The organism is Bartonella sp. CL162QHHD, assembly GCF_042195435.1.
Classification (GTDB): Bacteria; Pseudomonadota; Alphaproteobacteria; order Rhizobiales; family Rhizobiaceae; genus Bartonella.
Genome location: NZ_JBHIOG010000067.1, coordinates 21,254 through 45,498, shown reverse-complemented (window position 1 = coordinate 45,498; position 24,245 = coordinate 21,254). Strand labels below are relative to the sequence as shown.

The following is a 24,245-nucleotide window of genomic DNA, read 5'->3' as shown; positions in this document are numbered from 1 at the left end:
ACCTTCTCCATTTAAAGCGCTTCAGCGCCCGCAATAATTTCGATCAATTCTGTCGTAATCTGTGCTTGACGTTGACGATTATAAGCCACCGTCAATTTACTAATCATTTCACCCGCATTGCGCGATGCATTATCCATAGCTGTCATCTTGGCGCCCATCTCACCAGCAACATTTTCCAGCAAAGCCCGAAAGATTTGCACCGAAAGATTACGTGGTACAAGGGCCTCTAAAAGAGACGCAGCATCAGGTTCATATTCATAAACAATCGATTGTGAACCTGTGTTATGATCGGTTTGCTCCACAACATCTATTGCCCCAACAGCTGCTTTTGGAGCAACCATTGGAATCAAATCCAAAGCTGTTGGACGCTGATTAATTACGGAAACAAATTCAGAATAAAACAGCGTACAGACATCGAAAGCGCCTTCATTGAATAAATCAACAATCCGTTGACTAATCATCACTGCCTCTGCAAAACCAATTCGCTTTACAGCATGCAAATCGATATGGTCAATTATCAAGCCTTTGTAATCACGCGATAAAATATCCGCGCCCTTTTTACCCACAGTGATAATTTTTACTATTTTATCAGCCGCCAACAATGCCTTAATCTGTTCACGTGCACGACGAGCAATTTGCACATTAAAAGCACCACACAAACCGCGCTCAGCAGTACACACCACCAAAAGATGCACATCATCGCGCCCCGTACCACGCATAAGAGCAGGCGCATCAACACCATCTACATCAGCAGCAACACTGGTCAAAATATCAGCCATTTTCTTCGCATAAGGGCGTGCAGACTGCGCTGCCTCTTGAGCACGATGCAACCTTGCCGCTGCAACCATTTGCATAGCTTTGGTAATCTTTTGTGTTGCTTTAACCGAAGCGATACGGTCTCTAAGATCTTTTAGTGAAGCCATTCAAGCATTCCATCAATTCATCACGAGAAATTTTTCGCATAAGTATCAAGAACAGTTATCAACTTATCTTTCAGCTCATCTGTTATTTGCTTTTGCTCAGCAATTGCCTTTAAGAGATCTTGATAATCACTACGCAAAAGCACCAAAAGTCCCTGCTCAAACCGCGCAACATCAGAAACTGCCAAAGCATCAAGATAGCCATTCACACCCGCGAAAATAACCACCACCTGTTCTTCTGTTTTGAGTGGAGAAAATTGCGGCTGCTTCAACAGCTCTGTCAAGCGCGCACCCCGATTTAACAAACGCTGGGTTGACGCATCCAAATCAGAGCCAAACTGCGCAAAAGCTGCCATTTCACGATATTGCGCCAATTCACCTTTAATCGAGCCAGCAACTTGCTTCATCGCCTTAATTTGTGCAGCAGAACCAACACGCGATACAGAAAGACCAACATTTACAGCAGGACGAATTCCTTGATAAAACAAATTAGTCTCTAGAAAAATTTGTCCATCAGTAATCGAAATCACATTTGTAGGAATATAGGCAGAAACATCATTTGCTTGCGTTTCAATAACTGGCAAAGCTGTCAACGACCCAGATCCATTTTCCGCATTCAACTTTGCAGCCCGCTCTAAAAGACGCGAATGCAGATAGAAAACATCTCCCGGATAAGCTTCACGACCTGGAGGACGACGCAATAAAAGAGACATTTGACGATACGCTACCGCCTGTTTTGACAAGTCATCATAACCGATCAAAGCATGTTGCCCATTATCACGGAAATACTCACCCATAGCACATCCAGCAAGAGGTGCAATAAATTGCAATGGTGCTGGATCAGAAGCGGTCGCTGCAACAATAATAGAATATTCCAGCGCTCCACGTTCTTCTAAAACTTTAACGAATTGTGCCACAGTCGAACGTTTTTGACCGATAGCCACATAAATACAATAAACTTTATCTTGCTCTCGTCCAGCCCCTTTTTCATGAAAAGGTTTTTGGTTTAAAAATGTATCGAGCAAAATTGCTGTTTTTCCTGTTTGGCGATCACCAATCACCAATTCACGCTGCCCCCGTCCAATAGGGATGAGTGCGTCAATCGCTTTCAATCCGGTCGACATCGGTTCATGGACAGACTGACGCGGAATAATTCCAGGAGCCTTAACATCGACACGACGACGCTCTGTTGCTTTAATGGGCCCCTTACCATCTATAGGGTTTCCCAACGCATCAACCACACGCCCAAGCAAAGCGGGGCCCACAGGAACATCGACGATAGCGCCTAACCGCTTTACACAATCACCTTCACGAATATCACGATCTGAGCCAAAAATGACCACACCAACATTATCAACTTCCAAATTGAGTGCCATACCGCGCACACCGTTTGGAAAGGCGACCATTTCCCCTGCTTGGACATTATCCAAACCATAAACGCGAGCAATACCATCTCCCACAGAGAGAACCCAACCAATTTCTGAAACCTCAGCCTTTTGGTCAAAGTTTTTGATTTGCTCTTTTAGAATTTTTGAAATTTCAGATGGTCTAATATCCATCAGCTGACCTCTTTTTTCAATGCAAGCTTAAGCGAAGACAATTTTGTGAGAAGAGACGTATCAATTTGAGACGACCCCACACGAACGATTAATCCACCAAGAATTGTTGGATCCACAATGATGTGCAGCAAGACTTTTCCTCCAACAACACCTTCCAAAGCCTCACACAACTCTTGTCTTTGTTGAGAACTTAAGGAGCGCGCAGAAACAATTTGCGCAGTAACCTGCCTACGAGCGCGTGCAACACAACGCTGGAAAGCATGTAAAATACCAAATACGGCACTAAGCCTACGGTTTATTACAATAACGCGTAAAAAATTACCAATGACCTGCCCTGCGTTTTTATCAGCAAATTTGATGTTTGCACAAACAGATTGCATCACCTTAATTTGCTCTTTAACTGAAAAGAATGGACTGAGCACAAAGAATTTTAAATCCTTATTCTCCAAAACAAGCAAAAGATCCTCTACTGCCTTTTCAACCTTTTCGACATTTCCGGCTTCTTGAACGCAATCAAAAAGCGCTTGCGCATAGCGTTGATCTACCAACGGCAGCGGTATGAGAGAAAATGAATCCGACACGAAATACCGCCTCTTTCCCTTGAGCGACTCTCTGATAGTTATCAGATGAAATGAAACAGACATTCTCAATCTTAAGAATCTTCTTCTTAAAACCTAGAACAAAAATCACTTGGTTTCTAGCATAGACATAGCCGACTCGCAACACCACAAATCGCTGCTTTTCAAAAATTTTAATAAAATATTCAAAATATTTTTGAAAAGCATTTTTTTAGATATACAGGATGGCATCACAGTTTTTTTATGCCTCTTTTTGACATTCTCTGAGCGATTTTTTCACTCTCATTGATTTTTCTTCAAACGCTCTTGTCACCATAACAAAACATTCCCTTTATCACCACAAAACCTTTAACGAAAGACGACGGCGACTGAAAAAGTCTATTATTTCAAACTGATAAGAAAGAAAAAACAATGAATATCCTCCTAAAAATTAAAGAAAACATTGATCTTTTTTCTTCAAACACCCACTCCTTTTAAAAAATTTTACCAAGTAATATTTTCTTGTAAGCACACTCTTTTAATATACAAAACATTGATTTATAATGATAATATATCATTTTTCATACCGGATGAGCTTCAAATATCGAAAGATTCTCTCTTTTCAAATTTTTTTATCAAAATCACTCCCTTGCTTCATCACAAACAAAAAAGGAAATGATCAAAGAAAACAACACCTCTTATAAACGCTCTCAAGTACCAAGAGTTTTCGTAATACTCAAAGCTAAATAATAAATGGCGCCATTTTATACCTTTATGAAATAAAGATGGGGAGCCTTAACTTGGTTTTTTCATTCATGAAAGCTTTGATATTCTACACTCGAAAAACATCGTAAAATGAATTCGAGTATGCTGAGAAACATTTGCTTAAACAAGCATATGAATGTAGTAATACAATAGATGTTCTGTAATATTCCGCTTTGGGCGTTCTGCTTTACATGAAAAATGTGCCCCCATTAGAGAACGAAAGTAATAAAAGCATGAAACAATGGATAATCTCCATTTCACGACAGCGCCTATGAATGCTATAATGGTAACCCCATTGAGCAGCCCCATCTTTACACTTATGAAAGAACAAGCCGGCACCATCACACACTTTGCCATCTCCCAATTTTACGACAGCCCTTAATTCTTGAGATGATTAGGTATTTTGGTCCTCTCTTGTATAGTTTTACGCGACACAGGCTCCCCCATCTGTAACATGCAAACGAATGGTTTTGATTGATCAATATAAATAGATTTTAAATAAGAGAATCCTACGATAGTTGAGGCTATAATATGAATAACGGCATATTATCACTATAAATCAATATTTATTATTTATAAAAATTATTATTATGGATGCTTTTGAAAATTCTAGAGCCGAATGAATAAGGATGACAACGATGAATGCTCATTTTGACCTTCACGCTCCAAAATGAGTCCGTGTTCTCGTCAAAGATAAATAAAATAGATATATGCAATATTCTCGCCCTAATCTAGCATATAAACGCAGGTACGACTCGTACAGCGCTGATACATCTTATGAACGCTGCTTCATAAGGCTTTAAGGTCAAATAATATCAAAAACACGTCCCTCATTAAGCCCACATAGCGTCACTTTATATGGCACTATATTGCACTGATTTAGAAAAAGCATAGATCAATATCAATTTGAACGCGAATAGAATTGGGTATTTTGGGTGTACAGCTAAGCATTTTCAGCCCTTATAAAAAGAATCCGCCTATCAAAAGAATACTGTCCCTCATACAAAAAAGGAGTAAAAGCCGAAATGATAGTGCCCTCGAAGAAGAGAGGCGCTTCTGCTGGTTTTATAACAAAGATATTTTTTCCCGTAGCTCTACTTAATGCAATGTACATGTATCATATTTTGCTGCCTGAATGCTTATTCAGAATAATATAAGAGTTCAAGTAAAGCATCTTAAGCAAAGAGACCTTCACTTTATGCGATACTGGTTTTAGAAAAAACTTTGCGGATCAATATCAATTTGAACCCGAACGGAACTGGGCATTTTGGGTGTACCGCTAAGCATTGCACGTATAAACCCTTGTATATCAAAAGAACGCTGTCCTTGCAGCAAAAGCCGAAAACGATAACGCCCCCGAACCAAAGCCAAAGGCGCTTCTGCTGGTCCCATAACCGAGATATTTTTTTCCCGTGGCGCTGCTTGACGCAATGCGCGCGCATAATGTTCTGCTGCTTGGCGCTGTTGTGCAGACACGATCAAAGAGGCAAGCCGCCCATAGGGAGGCAAATGATAATGCTGACGCGCTGCAATCTCACGTGTGTAAAAATCTTCTGGCTGGCATGCAAGTAAGGCTTTGATAACCGGATGATCTGGTTGATAAGTTTGCAATAATCCTAAACTTTTCAATCCCACACGCCCTGCTCTTCCGGTAACTTGAGAAAGCAGCTGATAGGTACGTTCACTTGCGCGTAAATCGCCATTGGCAAGACCAAGATCAGCATCAATAACGCCAACCAGAGAGAGCTTGGGAAAATGATGTCCTTTAGCGACTAACTGTGTTCCAATAATAATGTCCACATCGCCATTTGCAATGGCTTGTAATTCGCTTCGCAACTTCCCAATCCCTCCTTTGAGATCTGTTGAAAGGATCAATGATCGCGCTTGAGGAAAAAGCATTTGTGTTTCTTCGGCAATTCTTTCCACACCCGGTCCACAAGCCACGAGATGATCTAATGTCCCACATTCAGGACAGGCTTGAGGAAGTGGTTCATGATATCCACAATGATGACATTTCAGTTGCCCGTGCGCACGATGTTCGACCAACCAACTTGAACAATCGGTACAATGAAAACGATGTCCGCAAATTCGGCATAAAGTTAAAGGTGCATAACCACGACGATTAAGAAAAAGAAGAGCTTGTTCGCCCTTATCAAGCGTTTGTTTTAAAGCCCTTTCAAGAGCAAAGGAAATAAAGCGCCCCTTTTGCACCCCTCCTTGGCGCATATCAACCACCCGCAACTGTGGAAGTGCAGCTTCTTTAAAACGGGAAGGTAAATGCACCTTTTGATAACGCCCTTTTAAAACATTGGCTTGGCTTTCAATCGACGGTGTGGCTGAAGATAAAATAACAGGAAAATGCTCAAAAGAGCCCCGTGCAACAGCCATATCACGCGCATGATAAAAAATGCGCTCTTCTTGTTTATAAGCGCTATCGTGCTCTTCATCGACAACAATCAAGCCAAGCTCATGAAAGGGAAGAAAAAGCGCCGAACGAGCCCCCGCAACGACACGCACCCGCCCTTCTGCAACTTGTCGCCAGACGCGTTCTCTACGACGTGGCGTCAAATCAGAATGCCATTCTGCTGCCGCAGCACCAAAACGTGCATAAAAACGATCTAAAAACTGCTGTGTTAAAGCAATTTCCGGCAATAAAATTAAAACCTGCTTGCCCTCTTTAAAGGCTTGAGAAACCGCTTCAAAATAAACCTCTGTCTTTCCTGAACCCGTAACACCATCAAGCAAAAAAACTTGAAACTGAGAAGATAAAACACCTTCCCGCAATAATGTTGCTGCTTCACTTTGCGCTCCCTGCAACTGAGGGAGACAAAAATCAGGATCAGGCATTGCCACAAGATCAGGAGCAGGAACCTTAACATCTTCAAAAATTCCTAGCGCTTTTAAACCTTCAACAACAGAAACCGAAGTTCCAGCCGCATGTGCCAGACCAGAACGTGTCCATATCTTCTCATTACGCACCAATTCCAAAACCCGTGACCGCGCTGGTGTGAGACGTTCTACATTTCCACCACAATATCGCAAACCCAGCATCTGCGCTTCCGGCTCTAAAGCAGCCGGTACCGACAAAACCAATCGTGCGACAAGACCAAAAGGTGCCATTGTATAGCGACTAACAAAACGCAAAAATGTGATCATTTCTGCTTTTAATGGGGGGCAATCAAAAACATGAAGCAGAGAGCGTAATTTTTCACGCGCCACCGAAGCAGACTTGTGCCCATCGGCTGTCTGCTCTCCAACATCTACAACAAAACCGCAAAGCTCACGCCCCATCAACGGAACCCGAACAAAGGAACCAACGTTCACCTCCATAGAAGATGGAACTTTATAACTATAAGCGTGAGCAACAGGAAGAGGAACCAATACGGATACAATCTTTTCCTCTATCATGCTTGAATTCATCTTGTAAACCAATCTACGACCTATTGAGCATCAACAAGTCTACACCTTATCTTTAAACACTCTTATAAAATTCATTGCAGGATTCAATCCCCCCGATCACAACACTTTTCTAACAAAAATTCTTTTTAACACGCATTCCCTCACCAAAGTGCCAATATAAAGAACCAATCTCATCGTCTATAACAAAAAACTCTATAGCAAAAAAATAGCACTATTCTTCTGTATAAATAAAACGCATCACTATTAAGCATTCAACATGCTATCGGTTAAGTGCATCCTTCAACAAAGCGATCCCATAGTATGACCTCTACGCACACTTTTATTTTTTTACCGCCTCATATCTCAATTTATCTTCAACAAACTGATTTATAAAGATATAATCATCATTTTACCTATTGTAATAAAAACCCTCCATACGATTATTTTTTTCATTTCAGACCCATCGAGGAACATTTGTAAATCCTTATTGATGAAAAAGTATCCCATGATTTTAATTATAAGGAGAATAATATTGCAAATGGAGCCGTTACAATATTCACCTTGGCTTTGTGCCAAAAAGTGAAAACACGTGTATACATCTTTCAGCTTGATTGAAAATCAAGCAACAATACAAGCAGCACAAAAGCGTATTTTTGAAGAATGGGGAAAACAGAATAAATCAATGTAATTGACCATAAAAAAACCCTTCATGCGTAAAATTTTACAGGCGTTCTTCAACAGTGTTTTACGACAAAATAAATCCATCCGCTTTCATCAAAAACAAAGTTAAACATACCCCCTAAAAAAGGAAGGTATCTTATGATGCACTCTCAAATATCAAGAGCAATCGCAAATAGGAAATGAGCAAAGTGTTTGATAATGCTAGCTTATTTCCATAAATATAAAAACACCGCTACGCAAAGATGCCAATACGCAAAAATGTTGGTACGCAATGAATTCTATGCCTTATCACGAGCAACACTATGAAATGGGTGTGGAAACGATAAATCATATTTCTTTACCGAAAACGGATACATGATTAACACCATAGCATTCTTGTTCTTTACACAGATATTAATTCTTTCTCTTGCTTTTGCAGTCAACAATAGCGCATAACAAAAAATAGGATAAAGCTAAAAAAAAGAGGTTAGAGATGAAATTTTTTGTGGATAGCGCCAATATTGAAGAAATTCAAGAGTTACAGAATTTAAGCCTTGTTGATGGTGTTACCACCAATCCCTCTCTTATCCTAAAATCAGGACGCAATATTCTTGATGTTACAAAAGAAATTTGTGCTCTCGTTAGCGGACCTGTTTCTGCTGAAGTTGCAGCAACGGAATTTGAAAGCATCATGAAAGAAGCAGCTGTTTTAGCAAAGGTTGCCGACAATATTTGTATCAAGCTTCCTTTAACACTCGATGGATTAAAAGCCTGTAAAGCCCTCACAGCAGCAGGACTAAAAACAAATCTCACACTTTGTTTTTCTGCCAATCAAGCCTTATTAGCCGCCAAAGCAGGCGCAACATTCGTTTCACCTTTTATTGGTAGACTTGATGATTGTGGAAATGATGGAAGTGAACTGCTTCATGAAATTCGCACAATTTATGATAACTATAACTTTGAAACACAAATCTTGGCCGCTTCAATCCGCACCGTTAATCATGTCAAAGAAGCAGCACTAAGCGGTGCTGACGTTGCAACAGTTCCACCAGCAATCTTAAAAGCACTAGTCAAACATCCTCTCACCGACAAAGGGTTGCAAATATTCCTCGACGACTGGAAAAAAACAGGACAAAATATTGCTTAATGTCTAGAAATTTTATTGGAAAGATCTTTTGAAAGTAACAAAAAGATCTGTTCAGCCAACTCTTCCGCAACACGTTTTTTTGCATCTTCTTCTGCTTGCAGCGTTGCATATTCTTGACGAAGTTGCTCAAAAGATGCATTCATCATTGCTGTTCCTTTTGCAACAAGAGTATTTTTCATATCCTGCAAAGTATAAGAAGCTCTGCTCATAACAGTTCCAACAGAAGGTCGTCCCTTTCTCTTTTTCTCGAAATCAACCTCTATCTGCATAGATTCTCTTGTAAAGACGGATATCTGCAATGCTAATTTATAAGTAGGTAGAGAAGGTTTAGCACCATTTCCATACAAAAGAAAAAGCAGATGATTGCGCACCATTTGACCAAAACGATCCGAAGGTTCTTCCACAACAATAGAAGCAAGCTTTTGCGCTAACCCCAAAGAAGCTTGTCCAGAAGGGTATCCAGAAGCAGGATTCCCATAAGAAGCAGAATCCATTGTCATTGCACTCTGCAACTCTTGACGGTAAAGCGGTTCAACTTTGCATCCACACAACAGTGTGAATACACCAGCTAAAATGACAAGAATAGAACTTCTAAAAAACGACATTCACAATCCTTTGTGGAACAACAATGATTTTTTTCACAGGCTTTTCAACCAGTTGCGCCTTTACAAAATCTAACGCCAAAACCGCTTCTTTAATCATCACCTCATCAGCAGTTGCTGCAACGCTCACCTCACCGCGTTTTTTACCATTAATTTGTACTGGCAAAGTATAGCATTCCGCAACGGTTAACGCACGATCATAAACAGGCCAAGCAAGCGCAGACATTAAAGTTTTTCCTCCTAAAGCAGCATGACATTCTTCTGCTAAATGGGGCATCATGGGTGCAATCATGGCAAGAAAAAAATCCATAGCTTGACGTAAAGAAGCTTTCATTTCATCGTCAACACTTTCTATCCTATTTAACAACGGTGCCATAATATTCAAGAATTCATAAAGGCGTGCAATAGCCCGATTAAAAGCGAATTTTTCCAAATCATCTTCTACAGCGCAAAGCGTGCGATGTGCGACCTTTGAGAGTTCCAAAGCCGCCCCCTGATGCCCTGCACAAGGCGCCACATCCTTTAAAATAGAAGCACTCACAGCCACATGGCGCCAAACACGCTGTACAAAGCGATGTGCACCTTCAACACCAGATTCTGTCCAAATGACATCCCGCTCGGGAGGAGAATCTGACAACACAAACCAACGCACAGTATCAGCGCCATAAGATGCAATAATATCATCAGGATCAACGACATTCTTTTTTGATTTTGACATTTTCTCAATCAAACCAATCGTCACTTTACTTTGATCGGTTAATTTATAAGCACACCGCTTTCCATCTTTTTCAACAATCGAAATTTCTGCTGGAGAAACCCACCCTTGATCATCCCGATAGGTTTCATGCACCACCATCCCTTGGGTAAAAAGCCCCTTAAAAGGCTCATCTACCGTCACATGACCGACCAATTTCATAGCACGCATAAAAAAGCGCGCATAAAGAAGATGCAAAATGGCATGCTCAATTCCACCAATATATTGTTGCACAGGCAACCATTCAGCTGTTGCTTGTTTGTCAACAGGTCCCTGCGCAAAAGGAGCCGTAAAGCGTGCATAATACCAAGAAGAGTCAACAAATGTGTCCATGGTATCGGTTTCGCGTTTGGCAGGTTGACCACAGGAAGGACAAGTAACATTCTGCCACCTTTCATGTCGTGCAAGAGGATTTCCTGGTTGATCAAAAGTAACATCATCAGGCAACACAACCGGTAAATTGGCACGTGGAACAGGAACAACCCCACAAGTTGTACAATGGATCATCGGAATGGGGCACCCCCAATAACGTTGACGTGAAATCCCCCAATCACGCAAACGAAATTGCACTGTTTTCTTCCCTTGCGGTTGCCCATTGAGCATTTGTTTTTCAAGCTTTTTAGCAGCTTCTTCAAAAGCTTGTTGGGGTGTTAAACCATCCAAAAAACTGGAATTGATCATCACCCCATCACCCGTATAAGCTGTTTCAGTAATAACAAAATCTTCTGCTTGCTCTCCTTTTGGTAAAACCACCGGTTTTATTGGAAGATCATATTTACGCGCAAAATCGAAATCTCTCTGATCATGAGCCGGACAACCAAAAACAACCCCTGTTCCATAGTCCATAAGCACAAAATTCGCGATATAAACGGGAATATGTACTGTTGAATCGAAAGGATGAACAGCCAAAAGGGGCGTGAGAAACCCTTGTTTTTCAGCTGTTTCAAGTGCTGCTGTTGTCGTTCCACCACACCGACAATTTTCAATAAAAGCACTCAACGCTTTGTCTTTTTTTGCCAAAGCTTGTGCAATAGGATGATCAACAGACAGAGCCAAAAAGGAAGCGCCAAACAGTGTATCAGGACGTGTTGAATAACAAACAACCTCATCAAATTTATCACAAACATCATCAGCATCACCCGCCGACTTTAAAGCCCAACGAATCAACAAACCTTGTGATTTTCCAATCCAGTTTTTTTGCATGGTGCGAACTTTTTCCGGCCATTGGTTCAGCTCTTCAAGCCCTGCCAAGAGATCTTCACTAAAGTCGCTAATTTTGAAAAACCACTGCGTCAACTCACGTTGTTCCACCAACGCACCAGAACGCCATCCCCGCCCATCAACAACCTGTTCATTGGCCAAAACAGTATGATCAACAGGGTCCCAATTCACCTTAGCCACTTTACGTGCTACCAACCCCTTTTGATAGAAATCAAGGAACAACATTTGTTGGCGGTGGTAATATTCCACATCACAAGTTGCAAATTCACGCGCCCAATCGAGTGAGAGTCCTAATTGTTTTAATTGCCCGCGCATGACCGCAATATTTTGATAGGTCCAAGTTTTAGGATGCACTTTACTTTGCAGAGCAGCATTTTCAGCTGGCATACCAAAAGCATCCCACCCCATGGGATGAAGCACATTAAAACCCTTTGCCCTTTTATAGCGTGCCACCACATCCCCCATGGCATAATTGCGCACATGCCCCATGTGAATACGGCCAGAAGGATAAGGAAACATTTCTAAAACATAATATTTTTCACGAGCATCTTCTTGAAGAGTCTGAAAAATTTTCTTTTCATCCCAAATTTCTTGCCATTTTTTTTCTCTCGCACGTGGATTATAGCGTTCGCCTATATTATAATGTCCAATTGTCATTCCCATTATACTCTTTTAATAAAACAGAACCAAAAACTTGTTTTATTATGCTTGACCATGGATTAACCTCATCGTCAACATTTTCGTGAAATATTTCCCTAAGTATTTTATAAAACTTTAAAAAAAACGACCAACTCTTGAACAAAAAAGGTAAAGCACAAAAATATGAATACACAAACGCCCCTCGATGCCCCTTCCGTTGAAGCATGGCAAAACCTTCAAAAAGACATTGCAGCAATATGCCAAGAGCTACAACGCCCTGTAGAAGAAATTGAACTTATCGCTGTTTCAAAAACTGTTTCTGCTATTGATATACGACCCCTTTTGCAAGCAGGCCAATCTTTGTTTGCAGAAAACCGCGTACAAGAAGCAGCACAAAAATGGCCTGCTTTACGTCAACAATTTGAAAATATTAAACTTCATCTCATCGGTCCCCTACAATCAAATAAAACAGCAGAGGCGATCAAACTTTTTGATGTTATTCAAACGGTTGACCGTGAAAAAATAGCCAAAAGCTTAGCTGAAGAAATGGAAAAACAAAAAAGGCATCTTCCTTGCTATGTTCAGGTTAACATTGGCTTAGAACCGCAAAAAAGTGGTATCGCACCACAAGAAGCTACATCTTTTGTCAACCAATGCAAAAACAAGTATGGACTCGATATCATCGGACTTATGGGCATCCCCCCTGTCGACGAAAACCCCGGCCCCTATTTCGCGCTCTTAGCAAAATTAGCAAAACAAGCAGGTCTTCCAAAGCTTTCCATGGGCATGTCCAGTGACTTCAAAACCGCTCTACAGTTTGGCTCTAATGTCCTTCGCATTGGCTCTGCTTTATTTGGAAAACGCCCTGTGTAAAGCAATTCCCCCTTCATATAAATTCCCATTGAAAATTCTACGAACAAACCAAAAACAGCAGAAATGAGAAAAAATATTTCCTTCAATATCAATAAAAGAGCAATTCTAGCAAAAAAGATTCCAGTCCCTCTTTCATCCTGTTAGCAGGATAAGCAAAAAAGCTGGTTTCTCAAATTTCTCACCGGCACATCCACAACACGTACAATAGCTTCAAGATAGCATTGCAATTTGACTCTCATATTCTCGCACATTGGCTCTACTTTACTCCCCTCTGACCGCCTCTCCAGCAAAAGCAATATAAAAAATAAATCCTTATATAAAGGCAAAATGATAAGAGGGGCGTTGCGCATGAATGAAAAAACTGTCGCGAAATAAATAATTGCAAAAGAATATTGAATAAGATCATCGCAATGATTTCCATTGAAAATCATGAATTCTCTTAACTTCTCCAACACGCGTAAACAATTTCCCCACATGCCAATGGCATAAAGCAGACAAAAAGAGGCTTATGGTTACATAATACAGTAACAAAACTCTTTCATGTAAGTCACTTGAGCAAAATAAACATCTCAAATGCTCAATAGAGCACCAAGAACCGCGCTAAACAACATGATAGCAATCTATAAGGTCAACGATAGCATAGAGGCTTTCCATGCTCTACAAAGCATAACATACGGTCAATATTCGCCTGAAAAATAAAAGAACGAATCCCGTGCATATGCGCATAATACATGCACGCAAAACAATGGAAATGAGAACGATTTCAATAACGATATTCCTTTATCATTATTCCTTTGTCGATCTCGTAAACAAAGAGAAAAACTTCAACTTTTCATATGCCTAATTTTTCTAATTTTAAACTTTAATTAAGGAAAAACAGGGGATATTTCTTATATTTTAAAATATTGCAAATAATATTATTATCTTCTTAAGAAGAAGATTTCATGTATACATAGTATAGATATTATTTATACAGTATTTTTATTGTTATTTTTAAAATTTATCTTTGACATTTTTCTAAAAATACATGATAGCCATTTGAAATGTATCATTATGATACTACTTTTAATGTAGATAATTAAGGAGAATTAATATTTTTGGTTCATGCAGCACATTCGGTCATATAGCGACAAAGATATCTCTCTGAAGTTAAATAATTTTGTAAGTATATTTGTAAGAATATACCAAATTAAATATCTACATCTGTGGATAAAATAATTTTCAGAGATATCTATTGTGGATCACATCTTATAATCAGAATTTTTTTATAATGAATATTTGTTATGAAATCGTAAGAATGTTTTGTATTCTCATTGTCTTTATCCCTATATATGCTATTGGTTTTTAAAAATGGTAGTTACATTTGGAAAGTAACTATAAAATAAACTTTATATACAGTAATTCTTTTCATTATTTTTGATATTTTGGTTTAATTAATTATTAATGAACTTATTCTTATTTGAATAAGGGAATACAAAATAAAAAACATTTAAAGCGATAATCAATAAAGCACCTTCATCTCCCTTTTTATATGATATTTTTTAATGCCTTTGTGCGTTTATAAAAGGCTCTATACCGCAATAGACTTTGCCACATTTAAATATCCTAAAAGCATAAAATACCTTTTTAAGAAAAACGTATCAGATTTAAAAATTGACTATTCTAATCTTTGTCATTTAGTCTAACCTCACAATGAAAAGCTTTTGGGAAAACTCTGCCACAAATATAACCATACAAAAATACAGAGGCAGATTTTCAAAACAATAAAAAGAGGGAAACATGACTGAAAAAATCTATCCAGTATCAGAAGAGATCAAAAAAAATACTTTACTCGATGAGGAAACTTATCAACAGTGGTATCGAGAAAGCATCGATGATCCAGAAAGCTTCTGGGCAAAACATGGTCAACGCATTGAATGGTTTAAACCTTTTACAAAAGTAAAAAACACTTCTTTTAACGGAGATGTCTCCATTCAATGGTACGAAGATGGGATAACAAATGTTACCTATAATTGCATTGATCGCCACCTGAAAATCCATGGAGACAAAATCGCACTCATTTGGGAAGGAGATAATCCTTACCATGATAAAAAAATAACCTATAACGAGCTTTATGAACATGTTTGTCGTTTTGCTAATCTTTTGAAAAGTCGTGGCATTAAGAAAGGCGATAAAGTAACCATTTATCTTCCTATGATTCCCGAAGCAGCCTATGCCATGCTTGCTTGTGCTCGCATTGGAGCTATTCATTCGGTTATTTTTGCTGGCTTTTCTGCTGAGGCAATAGCAGGACGCCTTGTCGATTGTGAATCAACCTTCATTATTACCGCTGATCAAGGCTTGCGTGGCAGCAAACGGATCAACTTAAAAGACAATGTTGATCATGCTATTGAGATAGCCGCGCGCCAAAACGTGCAGGTGGACCAAGTCATGGTTATACGGCGAACTTGTGGACCCATTCAATGGGTAGAGGGGCGTGATTTTTGGTACCACGAAGAGATAGCTCATGCCAAAACAGCTTGTCCACCAGAACCAATGAATGCTGAAGATCCACTTTTTATTCTTTATACTTCAGGCTCCACCGGCAAACCTAAAGGTGTTTTGCATACCACAGCGGGCTATCTTATTTTTGCCTCGATGACTCACCAATATGTTTTTGATTACCACCCCAATGAAGTTTACTGGTGCACGGCTGACATTGGTTGGATAACCGGTCATTCTTACTTGGTTTATGGACCTTTATGCAATGGTGCGACCACTTTAATGTTTGAAGGCACACCAACCTTTCCTGACAAAGGCAGATTCTGGGAAATTGTCGACAAACACCAAGTCAATACGCTCTATACAGCACCAACAGCTATCCGCGCCTTAATGGGAGCAGGAAATTCGTTTGTTGAACACTCAAACAGAACATCGTTGCGTCTCTTAGGCACGGTAGGAGAACCGATTAATCCAGAAGCATGGGAATGGTTTTATCATACAGTTGGAAATGACCGTTGTCCGATTCTCGATACATGGTGGCAAACGGAAACAGGAGGGCATATGATCACGCCCTTGCCCGGTGCAACACCCCTCAAAGCAGGATCGGCCACACGTCCTTTTTTTGGTGTTCAACCCCAAATTGTTGATGCCCAAGGCAATGTTTTAGAAGGTGAAGCAGAAGGCAATCTTTGTATCAGTGATTCATGGCCCGGACAAATGCGCACACTTTATAAGGATCATGAACGCTTTATTCAAACTTATTTTTCCTCCTATAAAGGAAAATATTTTTCAGGCGATAGCTGTAGGCGCGATAGCGACGGTTATTATTGGATCACAGGACGAGTTGATGACATTCTCAATGTCTCGGGGCACAGGTTAGGAACTGCTGAAATTGAATCAGCTCTTGTTTCTCATCCCGCTGTATCAGAAGCAGCTATTGTGGGTTACCCGCATCCCATTAAAGGACAAGGAATTTATAGTTTTGTGACTCTCATGGAAGGAACAGAGTCAAGTGAAGAATTGCAAAAAGACCTTATCAAGCATGTGAGACAAGAAATAGGCTCTATTGCCATATTGGATAAAATTCAGTTTGCTCCGCAGCTTCCCAAAACACGATCAGGGAAAATTATGAGACGTATTTTACGAAAAATCGCTGAAAACGATTTTGATACTCTCGGAGATATTTCAACCCTTGCCGAACCACAAGTTGTTGAAGATCTGATTGCCAACCGACAAAACTAAAAAACACGACGCAATACAACATACGGTGGTTTTTGTTTTTTTTGCTAAAATTATCTCAGCATTATTACGAAAACCACCAAGGAGAATAAAAAACAAAACAATGCATGAGAAGCTCAATCATTCTAACAACAAACGCTTTTTTTCATAACAGGTAAGAAATAATTTAAGCAAAAACCTCAAGATTGGGATGCGAACAAGAACTAAGAAAGTAAGATAAAAAGAGCAACATAGCTTTTTAAAATCACCCAATGTCCACTCAATGCAAAAAAAGCCTCTGAGTAAGAAGGAAAAATAGTTCTGATGTTTATGCTAGAATCCCTTTGAAATTCCTGCTAAAATCATAAATAAAGCTAAAAAAAGAAAGTATAAGTGATAATATTCTTGAGCAAAAATATTTATCTATAACGAGGGTGTATAAAAAATATTGAAAACCATGAAATCTAAAATAAACAAGCTTACAACAAAAATCTAAAGCAATGAAAGTAAAAGTTCTTAGAATAAATGATGCAATATAAAATCAGGAGTAATAATAAAAAGTGATTCATTTTGAAAATGTCGGCCTACGCTATGGAATGGGCCCTGAGGTCCTTCGTGATATTAGCTTTCATATTCCTCCTGGATCATTTCAATTTCTCACAGGTGCCTCTGGAGCAGGGAAAACGTCGCTGATGCGTCTTATGTTTTTGGCACTCAAACCCACCCGCGGTCATATTGATCTCTTTGGAACAGACACAGCATTACTCAAACGACAAGAGCTCCCTGCGCTGCGACAACGTATCGGTGTGGTTTTTCAAGATTTTCGTTTACTCGACCACATGACCACTTATGAAAATGTCTCCTTACCTTTACGCATTAAAGGACAAGAAGAAGCAACCTATCGCAGTGAAGTGGAAGATCTTCTCTGTTGGGTAGGTCTTGGAGATCATATTCATGTTTTACCACCGGTTCTTTCCGGTGGGGAAAAACAAAGGGTAGCCATTGCACGCGCACTCATTGATCAACCTGAAATTCTACTTGCCGATGAACCCACTGGAAATGTCGATCCGCCCTTGGCAAAACGCCTCCTCCGTTTGTTTATTGAATTAAACCGTTTTGGAACGGCTGTTATCATTGCCACCCATGATATTGCCTTAATGGAACAAGTTGCAGCACGGCGTATGCTTCTCCATAACGGACGGATGACGATTCATGAATAAGTCTTTCCCCATTTTTACAAGCAATAAAAAAAATACAACAGCGATTATTCCCAGTGGTAATATTTCTGGAAAAGCATTGGTTGCCGTAATTGCTATTATGACATTTCTTTCAAGCCTCACCTTAATCGGTGTTGATTTAGTCCAACATGCCGCCCAAAATTGGAGTAATCAGATTAGCTATGAAGCAACAATACAAATACGCCCCATTGACAATGTTGATATCAACAAAGCACTCCGTGATGCCGTACAATTGGTTAAAACATTTTCTGGTGTACAAGATGCAAAAATTGTTGACCAAAAAGCTACAGAAAAGTTACTGGAGCCATGGCTTGGAACAGGCTTCAATGTCAATGAACTACCCCTTCCCCGCCTCATCATTGTGACCCTGAATGGGGATGAAAAAATCAATTTTGCAGCCATTAATCACGCCATTAAAACCCAAATTCCAGGAGGTCAATTTGATGATCACCGTGTTTGGGTTCATCGTTTTGCGACCATGGCACACACCACTGTTTTCATTGGTTTTTCAATTTTAGCATTGGTTCTAGGTTCTCTTATCCTCACCATCATTTTTGCCACCCGCAATGCATTGGCAGAAAATACACATATTATCAATGTCTTATATTTCCTTGGTACTGAAACTCTTTTCATTGCTCGCCAATTTGACTGGCATTTTTTTAAAACCGCGCTGCGTGGTTCTTTATATGGTGGTCTTACAAGCATATTTCTGTTTTCAGCCTTTTGTCTCTGGACGAATTATAACTTGGGAAGAGTAGAAGCTAGCCAAATAACAGCTTTGTTTGGACATCTTTCCATAAGTTCCATTCCTTACGGAAAAATCATTTTTCTTATTATTTTCGTTTCTTTTCTTACCACCCTTACAAACCGCATGACTATTTTAACACAACTGAAAAAAATCGATCAATGTGAAAACGGTTTATTTTAATTTTATGACTCACAACACTTACAACTCATTGACGCAAAACAATTTAGAACGTCCTCTTCCAAAACGGCTCCACTATAGTTGGTCTCCCCGCTTTTTATTTCGCTATTTTCCACCGACAACCCTTACTCTTTCAATCATTGTTTTCATTTTCTGGAGCGGTTTTATCATTTTTTCTGAAAAAACTGAACGACTTTCTCCCCCACAGCCTCTCCCCAAAGCTGATGCCATCATTGTGCTGACAGGCGGAGAAAACCGAATAGAGACAGGACTTAATCTCTTACAAAGGGGGCTTGGTTCACGTCTCCTCATCAGTGGTGTAAATACCACAACCAACCTGAAAAGTCTCATGCATAACATGCATATTACCCGACGGCTTATCTCCTGTTGTATTGACATCGGGCATCAAGCGATTAACACCAGAGGAAATGCTAAAGAAAGCGCCGATTGGATCAAAAAACACCACTATAAAACCCTTTATATCGTCACCCATGATTACCATGTGTGGCGCTCGATGCGAGAACTTAAATATTTAATGCCTGATATCCATTTCATTGCCTATCCTGTTAAAAAGAACAATGCTGAAAGCGCAATACAACAGATCAATCAAATCCGCATTCTCATATTCCAATATATTAAAACGCTCCAAGTCTATATCAGAACCGCATTCTAATCTTTATCCTTCTGACTTTTTAAAAACCTTGCCATCTTCTGACCTCTTCATACCTTTCTCTCATACTCTTCCACAAGAGGTTGCTTCTATAAAAGCTCGACAGAGCTACCTTCATACAACACAGAACACCCCACAATACATGTATCACTGTATTGCACATTCACCCAAAACATCTCTTACATCCCAAACATATCTCACAGCACGGGATCTGTACATACCATCTCAATATATAAGCTCTTGTAAATAGAGCCCCCAGACAACTATAAGATCTTCAGACTTGTTATAGAGATCTATTTATACCACCGTCTTTACGCTTCATAAAAATGCAAACCGCCCCACCCTATATTTTGCCGCCCCCAAGTATTACGATAGCTCAAGCCTCTTGGGATGATTGGTAAGAGGCATGCATTACGCCTTTCTTAAACACAAACATACCAACCTCGTATGACATGCAAAAAAATACTTTTAATAGATTTAAAATGAGAAAATTTATGATAGTTAGATTTCTCATTCAACAGAGAGAATGTTAAACTATCATTATAAGTCAATATATTAGTAACAATCTCTTATTCTAAAAAGCATCTTCTTAAGAGCATTTTAGATCACAGATAGGAATAAGCTCAAAACGCACACCGCTACAAATACCCCACGTTTTTTATCGCAATCTTTTTTGAAATCATTTCGCTCTCTAAGATCACTTTTTATCTGGTTTCCTCCCAGAAAAAGAACGAAAATTTTTAAACTCTATTGATCTGTAAACAATAATAACTCAGCTTCTTGTCTAACGCATTCCACCTGCTCACTTCAATATCAGAACACCTCAAAAGACAGATTTCATAAGAATTGTGATTTCCTCTCAACATCTCAAAGGACGATGATTCCTATCAGCAACGATTTGTAAACAGTTCACTTTCTCTGGACAGGTTCCTCTCAGCTTCCCCATTTATATGGTTTACTCACATAAAGCTCGACAAGAAAACCCCTGCCTGAGAATATTCATCACTGCCGCTAAAGCTCATGCGTCATAATTTTAGTGACCTCACTGCCTAAGGTGCTTTATTACATACAACATATTGATTTATAATGAAATTTTATTACGCTACAACTTGAATGAGAGCTCTCAATATCATCAGATTCTCTCATTTCAAATCTGTTCTCTATTGAATCAATCAAAACCACCCGCTTGCACATCACAAGCGGGATGAGTGTGTGGATAAAAACTGTACAAGAAATGACTAAAAATGGCTCTTATGAACCGTCTTAATGCAAGGTCTATCGCAACACCCACGAGCTGGCAAATATAATGATGGTGCCGGCTTGTTACTTCATAAGCGTAAAGATGGAGGTGCTCAATGGATTTACCGTTGTACCATTCACGAGCGCCGTCGTGAAATGGGATTGGGTGCCTTAAGAGATGTCTCTTTAAAACAAGCCCGTGAATGTGCAAACCAATGGCGCTCTGTATCGGACTTGTAGCAGGAGGAAGAATAACCACCATACCAACTAGACATACCATTGCTCATCACTAGCGCCATTATGTTCTTTAGCAGCATAACTGCAGCTTGGTATTACGATGTTCTCTTACTTCATCTCACACCTGCTGAATATGAGCTTATTCTTTTTCAATAAATGAAAGCCCTTTTCATTCATACATCATTCAAAATAAGAAGCTATCCGCCTCTCAAACTTTTTGTCTTCCTCACCAAAACCATTAAATCAAACCCGCGTTTCACGGTATTAGTTCTTAAGATCACGCCCCCCTACCGAGTATCTGACGGCATCCTTACCCTAGAAACTCAAATGGCTTGTTTATCCTTCAGCTCCAAAATCATGAGATAAGGCAGAAAAAAGCGGTGCCTTAAACAAAATATTCTAAAGAAAGCTAAGTTACTCGCATAAAGGAACAGAAAACGGCTGTATCTTAGGTCACATTTTAAAACCTGAGCATGATCATTATTTATTTGCATAAACCTAAACACCTATAATTTGCACCACCCTCTGCAAAACTAAAAGTGAGAAATCCTCATAACCTCTTTTCCAAAAATCTTAAAAAGACTAAACGAAACCTCTTAAACTGCTCAGCTATCTCGATACCAGTTCATTTTTGTTTGGAAGAATGGAGGTTTAAGCTGTTTTTGGCATCAACCTTCTTTTTTGTTCTTTTGTTTGTTAGCAGATATACTATTCACTTCCCCCGCCTCTTTTTAGGTTAAATCTTAAGAATCGTCGCGCAGTATATTTCATTTGTCCTCCTCTTCACATCTCAGAAGGCGAAGATTTTTAACAAAATTCAGTCTGCAAGCAATCTCACTCTAACGGGTTCCATTTAACTTCTCCTTAACAGGATTTACTTCCATAAGACTCGACAAGAAAGATTTAAAAATATTCATCATGCATTCTCAAAACATTTAATGCCTCAAGAAGGCTTATATGCCTATCATATCTCACATGATGTAGTCTGCTATAAGAAACGTTCACCTCTAGGGTACGCTCCACTTAATAAACAAAGCGTTTTCTAAAATAGAGCAGCAAATAATGCCAAACTTTTCCCATTCATGTTTCGCTTCATAAAAGCTTCATCCAAGTGGAAAGCATCACGAACAAACATGACCCAATTGATAAAGCTTAATCGCGTGAAAGAGCGACAACAGGGTCAAGCCGTGAAGCTTGCCGCGCTGGAGAAAAGCCAAAACATATTCCAATGAGTGTTGAAAAAGTAAGAGACATAATGATCGATTCAATAGTATAAACCAAATGGATAGGCGCCTTAAACAGAAGAAATAAGCCACCGATAGAAAGCCCAAGCAAGATCCCCAAACCACCACCAATCACACAAACCAAAATCGCTTCAATGAGAAATTGCTGTAAAATATCACTTTGCCGTGCACCAACTGCCATACGCACGCCGATTTCATTGATCCGCTCAGAAACAGTGACCAACATAATATTCATCACCCCAATACCCCCCACAATCAGGGAAATAGCTGCAATTGAAGAAATTAAAAGTGTTAAAATATTTGTACTCTCCATAACACGTTCACGGAAGAATTCAGAATTTCTAATGAAAAAGTCCTCCCCGCCATGCCGCATAATGAGAAAACGTTTTATCATGGTCTCCGCTAAATGTGAATCAATATCATCAGCAATTCTAACAGTAATTGCACGAACTTCTGTTGTGCCAAGAAAACGTGTCTGCACTGTTGTATAGGGCAAATAAAGCTGTAACGTATTTGATGTATCTCCACTTGCATTATTTTGCGAATCAACAACACCAATAATACGCGCTGGAACATTCCCCACATGCACCACCTTTCCAAGGGGGCTTTCATAGCTATGGGGGAAAAGAACAGACAATGCTTCTTTCTCGATCACGAGATCAACCGCCCGATCATGGACACTTTTTTGATCAAAAAACTGTCCTTTGAAAACTTTGAGCCCCTGTGTCTGAAAAAATTGTTCTCCCACCCCCGCAATGACGGCATTAACTTCAACTGCACCAAAACGCACTTTCGAGCTTGCTGAAATCTGTGGTGTTACACCAGAAACATAAGGTAATCCAGACAAGGCTTCTGCATCAGCTTCAACCAAACTGGTTATTTTTTCTGCTTGTGGATCAGAAAAACTTTTACCAGGAAAAATGGTTAATGTATTAGTACCCAAACTTTTAAAATTTTCCAGAATTTTCTCTCGTGTACCATTCCCTAAAGCCACCATAGCAATAATCGCCCCAATACCGATAATCACCCCAAGCATTGTTAGAAAAGTCCGCATACGATGTGCATTCATTGCCAACAGAGCCATCACAAACGCCTCACGGAATCGCTCAAAAAAAGAACGAAAAAAGCCCAGTTTTTGTTGGCCTTTTAGATTTTGTTGTTCCTGAAGAGATTTTCTACCAACTTTTGTTTTTGCAACCCTTGACCGCTTATCAGCAATAATTTCCCCATCACTGATTTCGATAATACGCTCTGCTCTTTCAGCCACCTGCATATCATGGGTTACAATGATAATAGTACGCCCTTCTTGATGAAGTTCATCCAAAATATGCAATACTTCTTGCCCACTCTTTTTGTCCAATGCACCAGTTGGTTCATCTGCAAGAATGACCTCCGCATTATTCATGAGCGCCCGAGCAATAGAAACACGTTGTTGCTGACCACCGGAAAGCTGATTTGGACGATGATTTATCCGATCACCCATGCCCAAACGCGTTAAAAGATCCTGTGCACGCTTTTTTCTTGCTTCCACGGCACATCCCGCATAAATAGCCGGAATTTCAACATTACCAAGAGCTGTCAATTCATTCAACAAATGGTAGCGCTGAAAAATAAAACCAAAATGATTACGTCGTAAAGCCGACAATTCATCCGCAGAAAGAGAAGCTGTTTCTTTACCAGAGATCCAATAACGGCCAGAAGTTGGACGATCAAGACAGCCTAAAATATTCATCAAGGTAGATTTACCTGAACCGGAAGCACCTACAATTGCCACCATTTCACCACGTTTAATGGTAAGATTGATGTTTTTCAAAACGGTAACAAACGTTTCGCCCGCAGGAAATTTGCGCACAATATTTTCCAAGACGAAGACAGCATCTGCTTGATTTGTGCTCAT

The 24,245-nt window shown here is 39.7% G+C and carries 14 protein-coding genes and 1 pseudogene; 8 read left to right on the top strand and 7 right to left on the bottom strand.

The features are described from left to right. Positions 1 to 11 precede the first annotated feature (11 nt). From ACFILD_RS08005 to atpH, 3 genes are read right to left on the bottom strand one after another with little or no spacing between them, the layout of a single operon-like run. Positions 12 to 923 carry a F0F1 ATP synthase subunit gamma gene (locus ACFILD_RS08005; protein WP_273790512.1) on the bottom strand — a complete coding sequence of 304 codons (912 nt, stop codon included), beginning with the start codon at positions 921 to 923 and terminating at the stop codon, positions 12 to 14. A 20-nt stretch (positions 924 to 943) separates the two neighbouring features. Then, on the bottom strand, positions 944 to 2,479 hold the full coding sequence (gene atpA, locus ACFILD_RS08000; RefSeq protein ID WP_273790513.1) for a F0F1 ATP synthase subunit alpha: 1,536 nt from the start codon (positions 2,477 to 2,479) through the stop codon (positions 944 to 946). Next, entirely contained in the window at positions 2,479 to 3,060 is a 582-nt protein-coding gene (gene atpH, locus ACFILD_RS07995) for an ATP synthase F1 subunit delta (RefSeq protein WP_375665013.1), read from the bottom strand. Before atpH ends, atpA begins: the two co-directional genes overlap by 1 nt. A 982-nt stretch (positions 3,061 to 4,042) precedes the next feature. Between atpH and ACFILD_RS07990 the strand changes: the two genes are divergently transcribed. Continuing rightward, positions 4,043 to 4,183 carry a hypothetical protein gene (locus ACFILD_RS07990; protein WP_375637559.1) on the top strand — a complete coding sequence of 47 codons (141 nt, stop codon included), beginning with the start codon at positions 4,043 to 4,045 and terminating at the stop codon, positions 4,181 to 4,183. Between the two features lie 830 nt (positions 4,184 to 5,013). Here ACFILD_RS07990 and ACFILD_RS07985 read toward each other — a convergent pair. Next, positions 5,014 to 7,209: a primosomal protein N' gene (locus ACFILD_RS07985; protein ID WP_375665011.1), complete on the bottom strand. Its 2,196-nt coding sequence runs from the start codon at positions 7,207 to 7,209 to the stop codon at positions 5,014 to 5,016. A gap of 1,144 nt (positions 7,210 to 8,353) precedes the next feature. Between ACFILD_RS07985 and fsa the strand changes: the two genes are divergently transcribed. Continuing rightward, positions 8,354 to 9,007: a fructose-6-phosphate aldolase gene (fsa, locus tag ACFILD_RS07980; RefSeq protein ID WP_273790517.1), complete on the top strand. Its 654-nt coding sequence runs from the start codon at positions 8,354 to 8,356 to the stop codon at positions 9,005 to 9,007. On the opposite strand, the gene lptE is transcribed toward fsa, so the two are convergent. Together lptE and leuS are read right to left on the bottom strand one after the other, a co-directional pair. After that, positions 9,004 to 9,612: an LPS assembly lipoprotein LptE gene (gene lptE, locus ACFILD_RS07975; RefSeq protein ID WP_375637557.1), complete on the bottom strand. Its 609-nt coding sequence runs from the start codon at positions 9,610 to 9,612 to the stop codon at positions 9,004 to 9,006. The genes fsa and lptE overlap by 4 nt on opposite strands. Beyond that, a complete protein-coding gene (gene leuS, locus ACFILD_RS07970; protein WP_375665017.1) occupies positions 9,599 to 12,241 on the bottom strand; it encodes a leucine--tRNA ligase in 2,643 nt (880 codons plus the stop codon). The genes lptE and leuS overlap by 14 nt, the downstream gene beginning before the upstream one ends. 165 nt (positions 12,242 to 12,406) lie before the next feature. Between leuS and ACFILD_RS07965 the strand changes: the two genes are divergently transcribed. The 6 genes and pseudogenes from ACFILD_RS07965 to ACFILD_RS07940 form a co-directional block, all read left to right on the top strand. Further along, entirely contained in the window at positions 12,407 to 13,096 is a 690-nt protein-coding gene (locus tag ACFILD_RS07965) for a YggS family pyridoxal phosphate-dependent enzyme (RefSeq protein ID WP_375665009.1), read from the top strand. 1,779 nt (positions 13,097 to 14,875) lie between these two features. Next, positions 14,876 to 16,819 (top strand): acetate--CoA ligase, encoded by a 1,944-nt coding sequence (gene acs, locus ACFILD_RS07960; RefSeq protein WP_375665007.1) that lies wholly within the window; start codon positions 14,876 to 14,878, stop codon positions 16,817 to 16,819. Positions 16,820 to 17,355: 536 nt separating this feature from the next. Next, positions 17,356 to 18,015, top strand: coding sequence for a cell division ATP-binding protein FtsE (gene ftsE / locus ACFILD_RS07955; RefSeq protein WP_273723097.1), 660 nt, complete (start codon positions 17,356 to 17,358; stop codon positions 18,013 to 18,015). Beyond that, positions 18,008 to 18,961 carry an ABC transporter permease gene (locus ACFILD_RS07950; RefSeq protein ID WP_273790524.1) on the top strand — a complete coding sequence of 318 codons (954 nt, stop codon included), beginning with the start codon at positions 18,008 to 18,010 and terminating at the stop codon, positions 18,959 to 18,961. Before ftsE ends, ACFILD_RS07950 begins: the two co-directional genes overlap by 8 nt. A 4-nt stretch (positions 18,962 to 18,965) precedes the next feature. Further along, positions 18,966 to 19,631 carry a YdcF family protein gene (locus ACFILD_RS07945; protein WP_273790525.1) on the top strand — a complete coding sequence of 222 codons (666 nt, stop codon included), beginning with the start codon at positions 18,966 to 18,968 and terminating at the stop codon, positions 19,629 to 19,631. 1,241 nt (positions 19,632 to 20,872) lie between these two features. Then, a pseudogene (locus ACFILD_RS07940) lies at positions 20,873 to 21,095 on the top strand (Arm DNA-binding domain-containing protein); the annotation flags it as partial. Positions 21,096 to 22,256: 1,161 nt separating this feature from the next. Here the strand turns inward: ACFILD_RS07940 and ACFILD_RS07935 are convergent. Then, positions 22,257 to 24,245, bottom strand: coding sequence for a MacB family efflux pump subunit (locus ACFILD_RS07935; RefSeq protein ID WP_273790526.1), 1,989 nt, complete (start codon positions 24,243 to 24,245; stop codon positions 22,257 to 22,259).

What these genes read in the sequence shown, in the direction of transcription:
- ACFILD_RS08005 (WP_273790512.1), bottom strand. Translation starts at nt 923, where the DNA reads ATGGCTTCACTAAAAGATCTTAGAGACCGTATCGCTTCGGTTAAAGCA.
- atpA (WP_273790513.1), bottom strand. Translation starts at nt 2,479, where the DNA reads ATGGATATTAGACCATCTGAAATTTCAAAAATTCTAAAAGAGCAAATC.
- ACFILD_RS07990 (WP_375637559.1), top strand. Translation starts at nt 4,043, where the DNA reads ATGGATAATCTCCATTTCACGACAGCGCCTATGAATGCTATAATGGTA.
- ACFILD_RS07985 (WP_375665011.1), bottom strand. Translation starts at nt 7,209, where the DNA reads ATGATAGAGGAAAAGATTGTATCCGTATTGGTTCCTCTTCCTGTTGCT.
- fsa (WP_273790517.1), top strand. Translation starts at nt 8,354, where the DNA reads ATGAAATTTTTTGTGGATAGCGCCAATATTGAAGAAATTCAAGAGTTA.
- lptE (WP_375637557.1), bottom strand. Translation starts at nt 9,612, where the DNA reads ATGTCGTTTTTTAGAAGTTCTATTCTTGTCATTTTAGCTGGTGTATTC.
- leuS (WP_375665017.1), bottom strand. Translation starts at nt 12,241, where the DNA reads ATGACAATTGGACATTATAATATAGGCGAACGCTATAATCCACGTGCG.
- ACFILD_RS07965 (WP_375665009.1), top strand. Translation starts at nt 12,407, where the DNA reads ATGAATACACAAACGCCCCTCGATGCCCCTTCCGTTGAAGCATGGCAA.
- acs (WP_375665007.1), top strand. Translation starts at nt 14,876, where the DNA reads ATGACTGAAAAAATCTATCCAGTATCAGAAGAGATCAAAAAAAATACT.
- ACFILD_RS07950 (WP_273790524.1), top strand. Translation starts at nt 18,008, where the DNA reads ATGAATAAGTCTTTCCCCATTTTTACAAGCAATAAAAAAAATACAACA.
- ACFILD_RS07945 (WP_273790525.1), top strand. Translation starts at nt 18,966, where the DNA reads ATGACTCACAACACTTACAACTCATTGACGCAAAACAATTTAGAACGT.
- ACFILD_RS07935 (WP_273790526.1), bottom strand. Translation starts at nt 24,245, where the DNA reads ATGAGCACAAATCAAGCAGATGCTGTCTTCGTCTTGGAAAATATTGTG.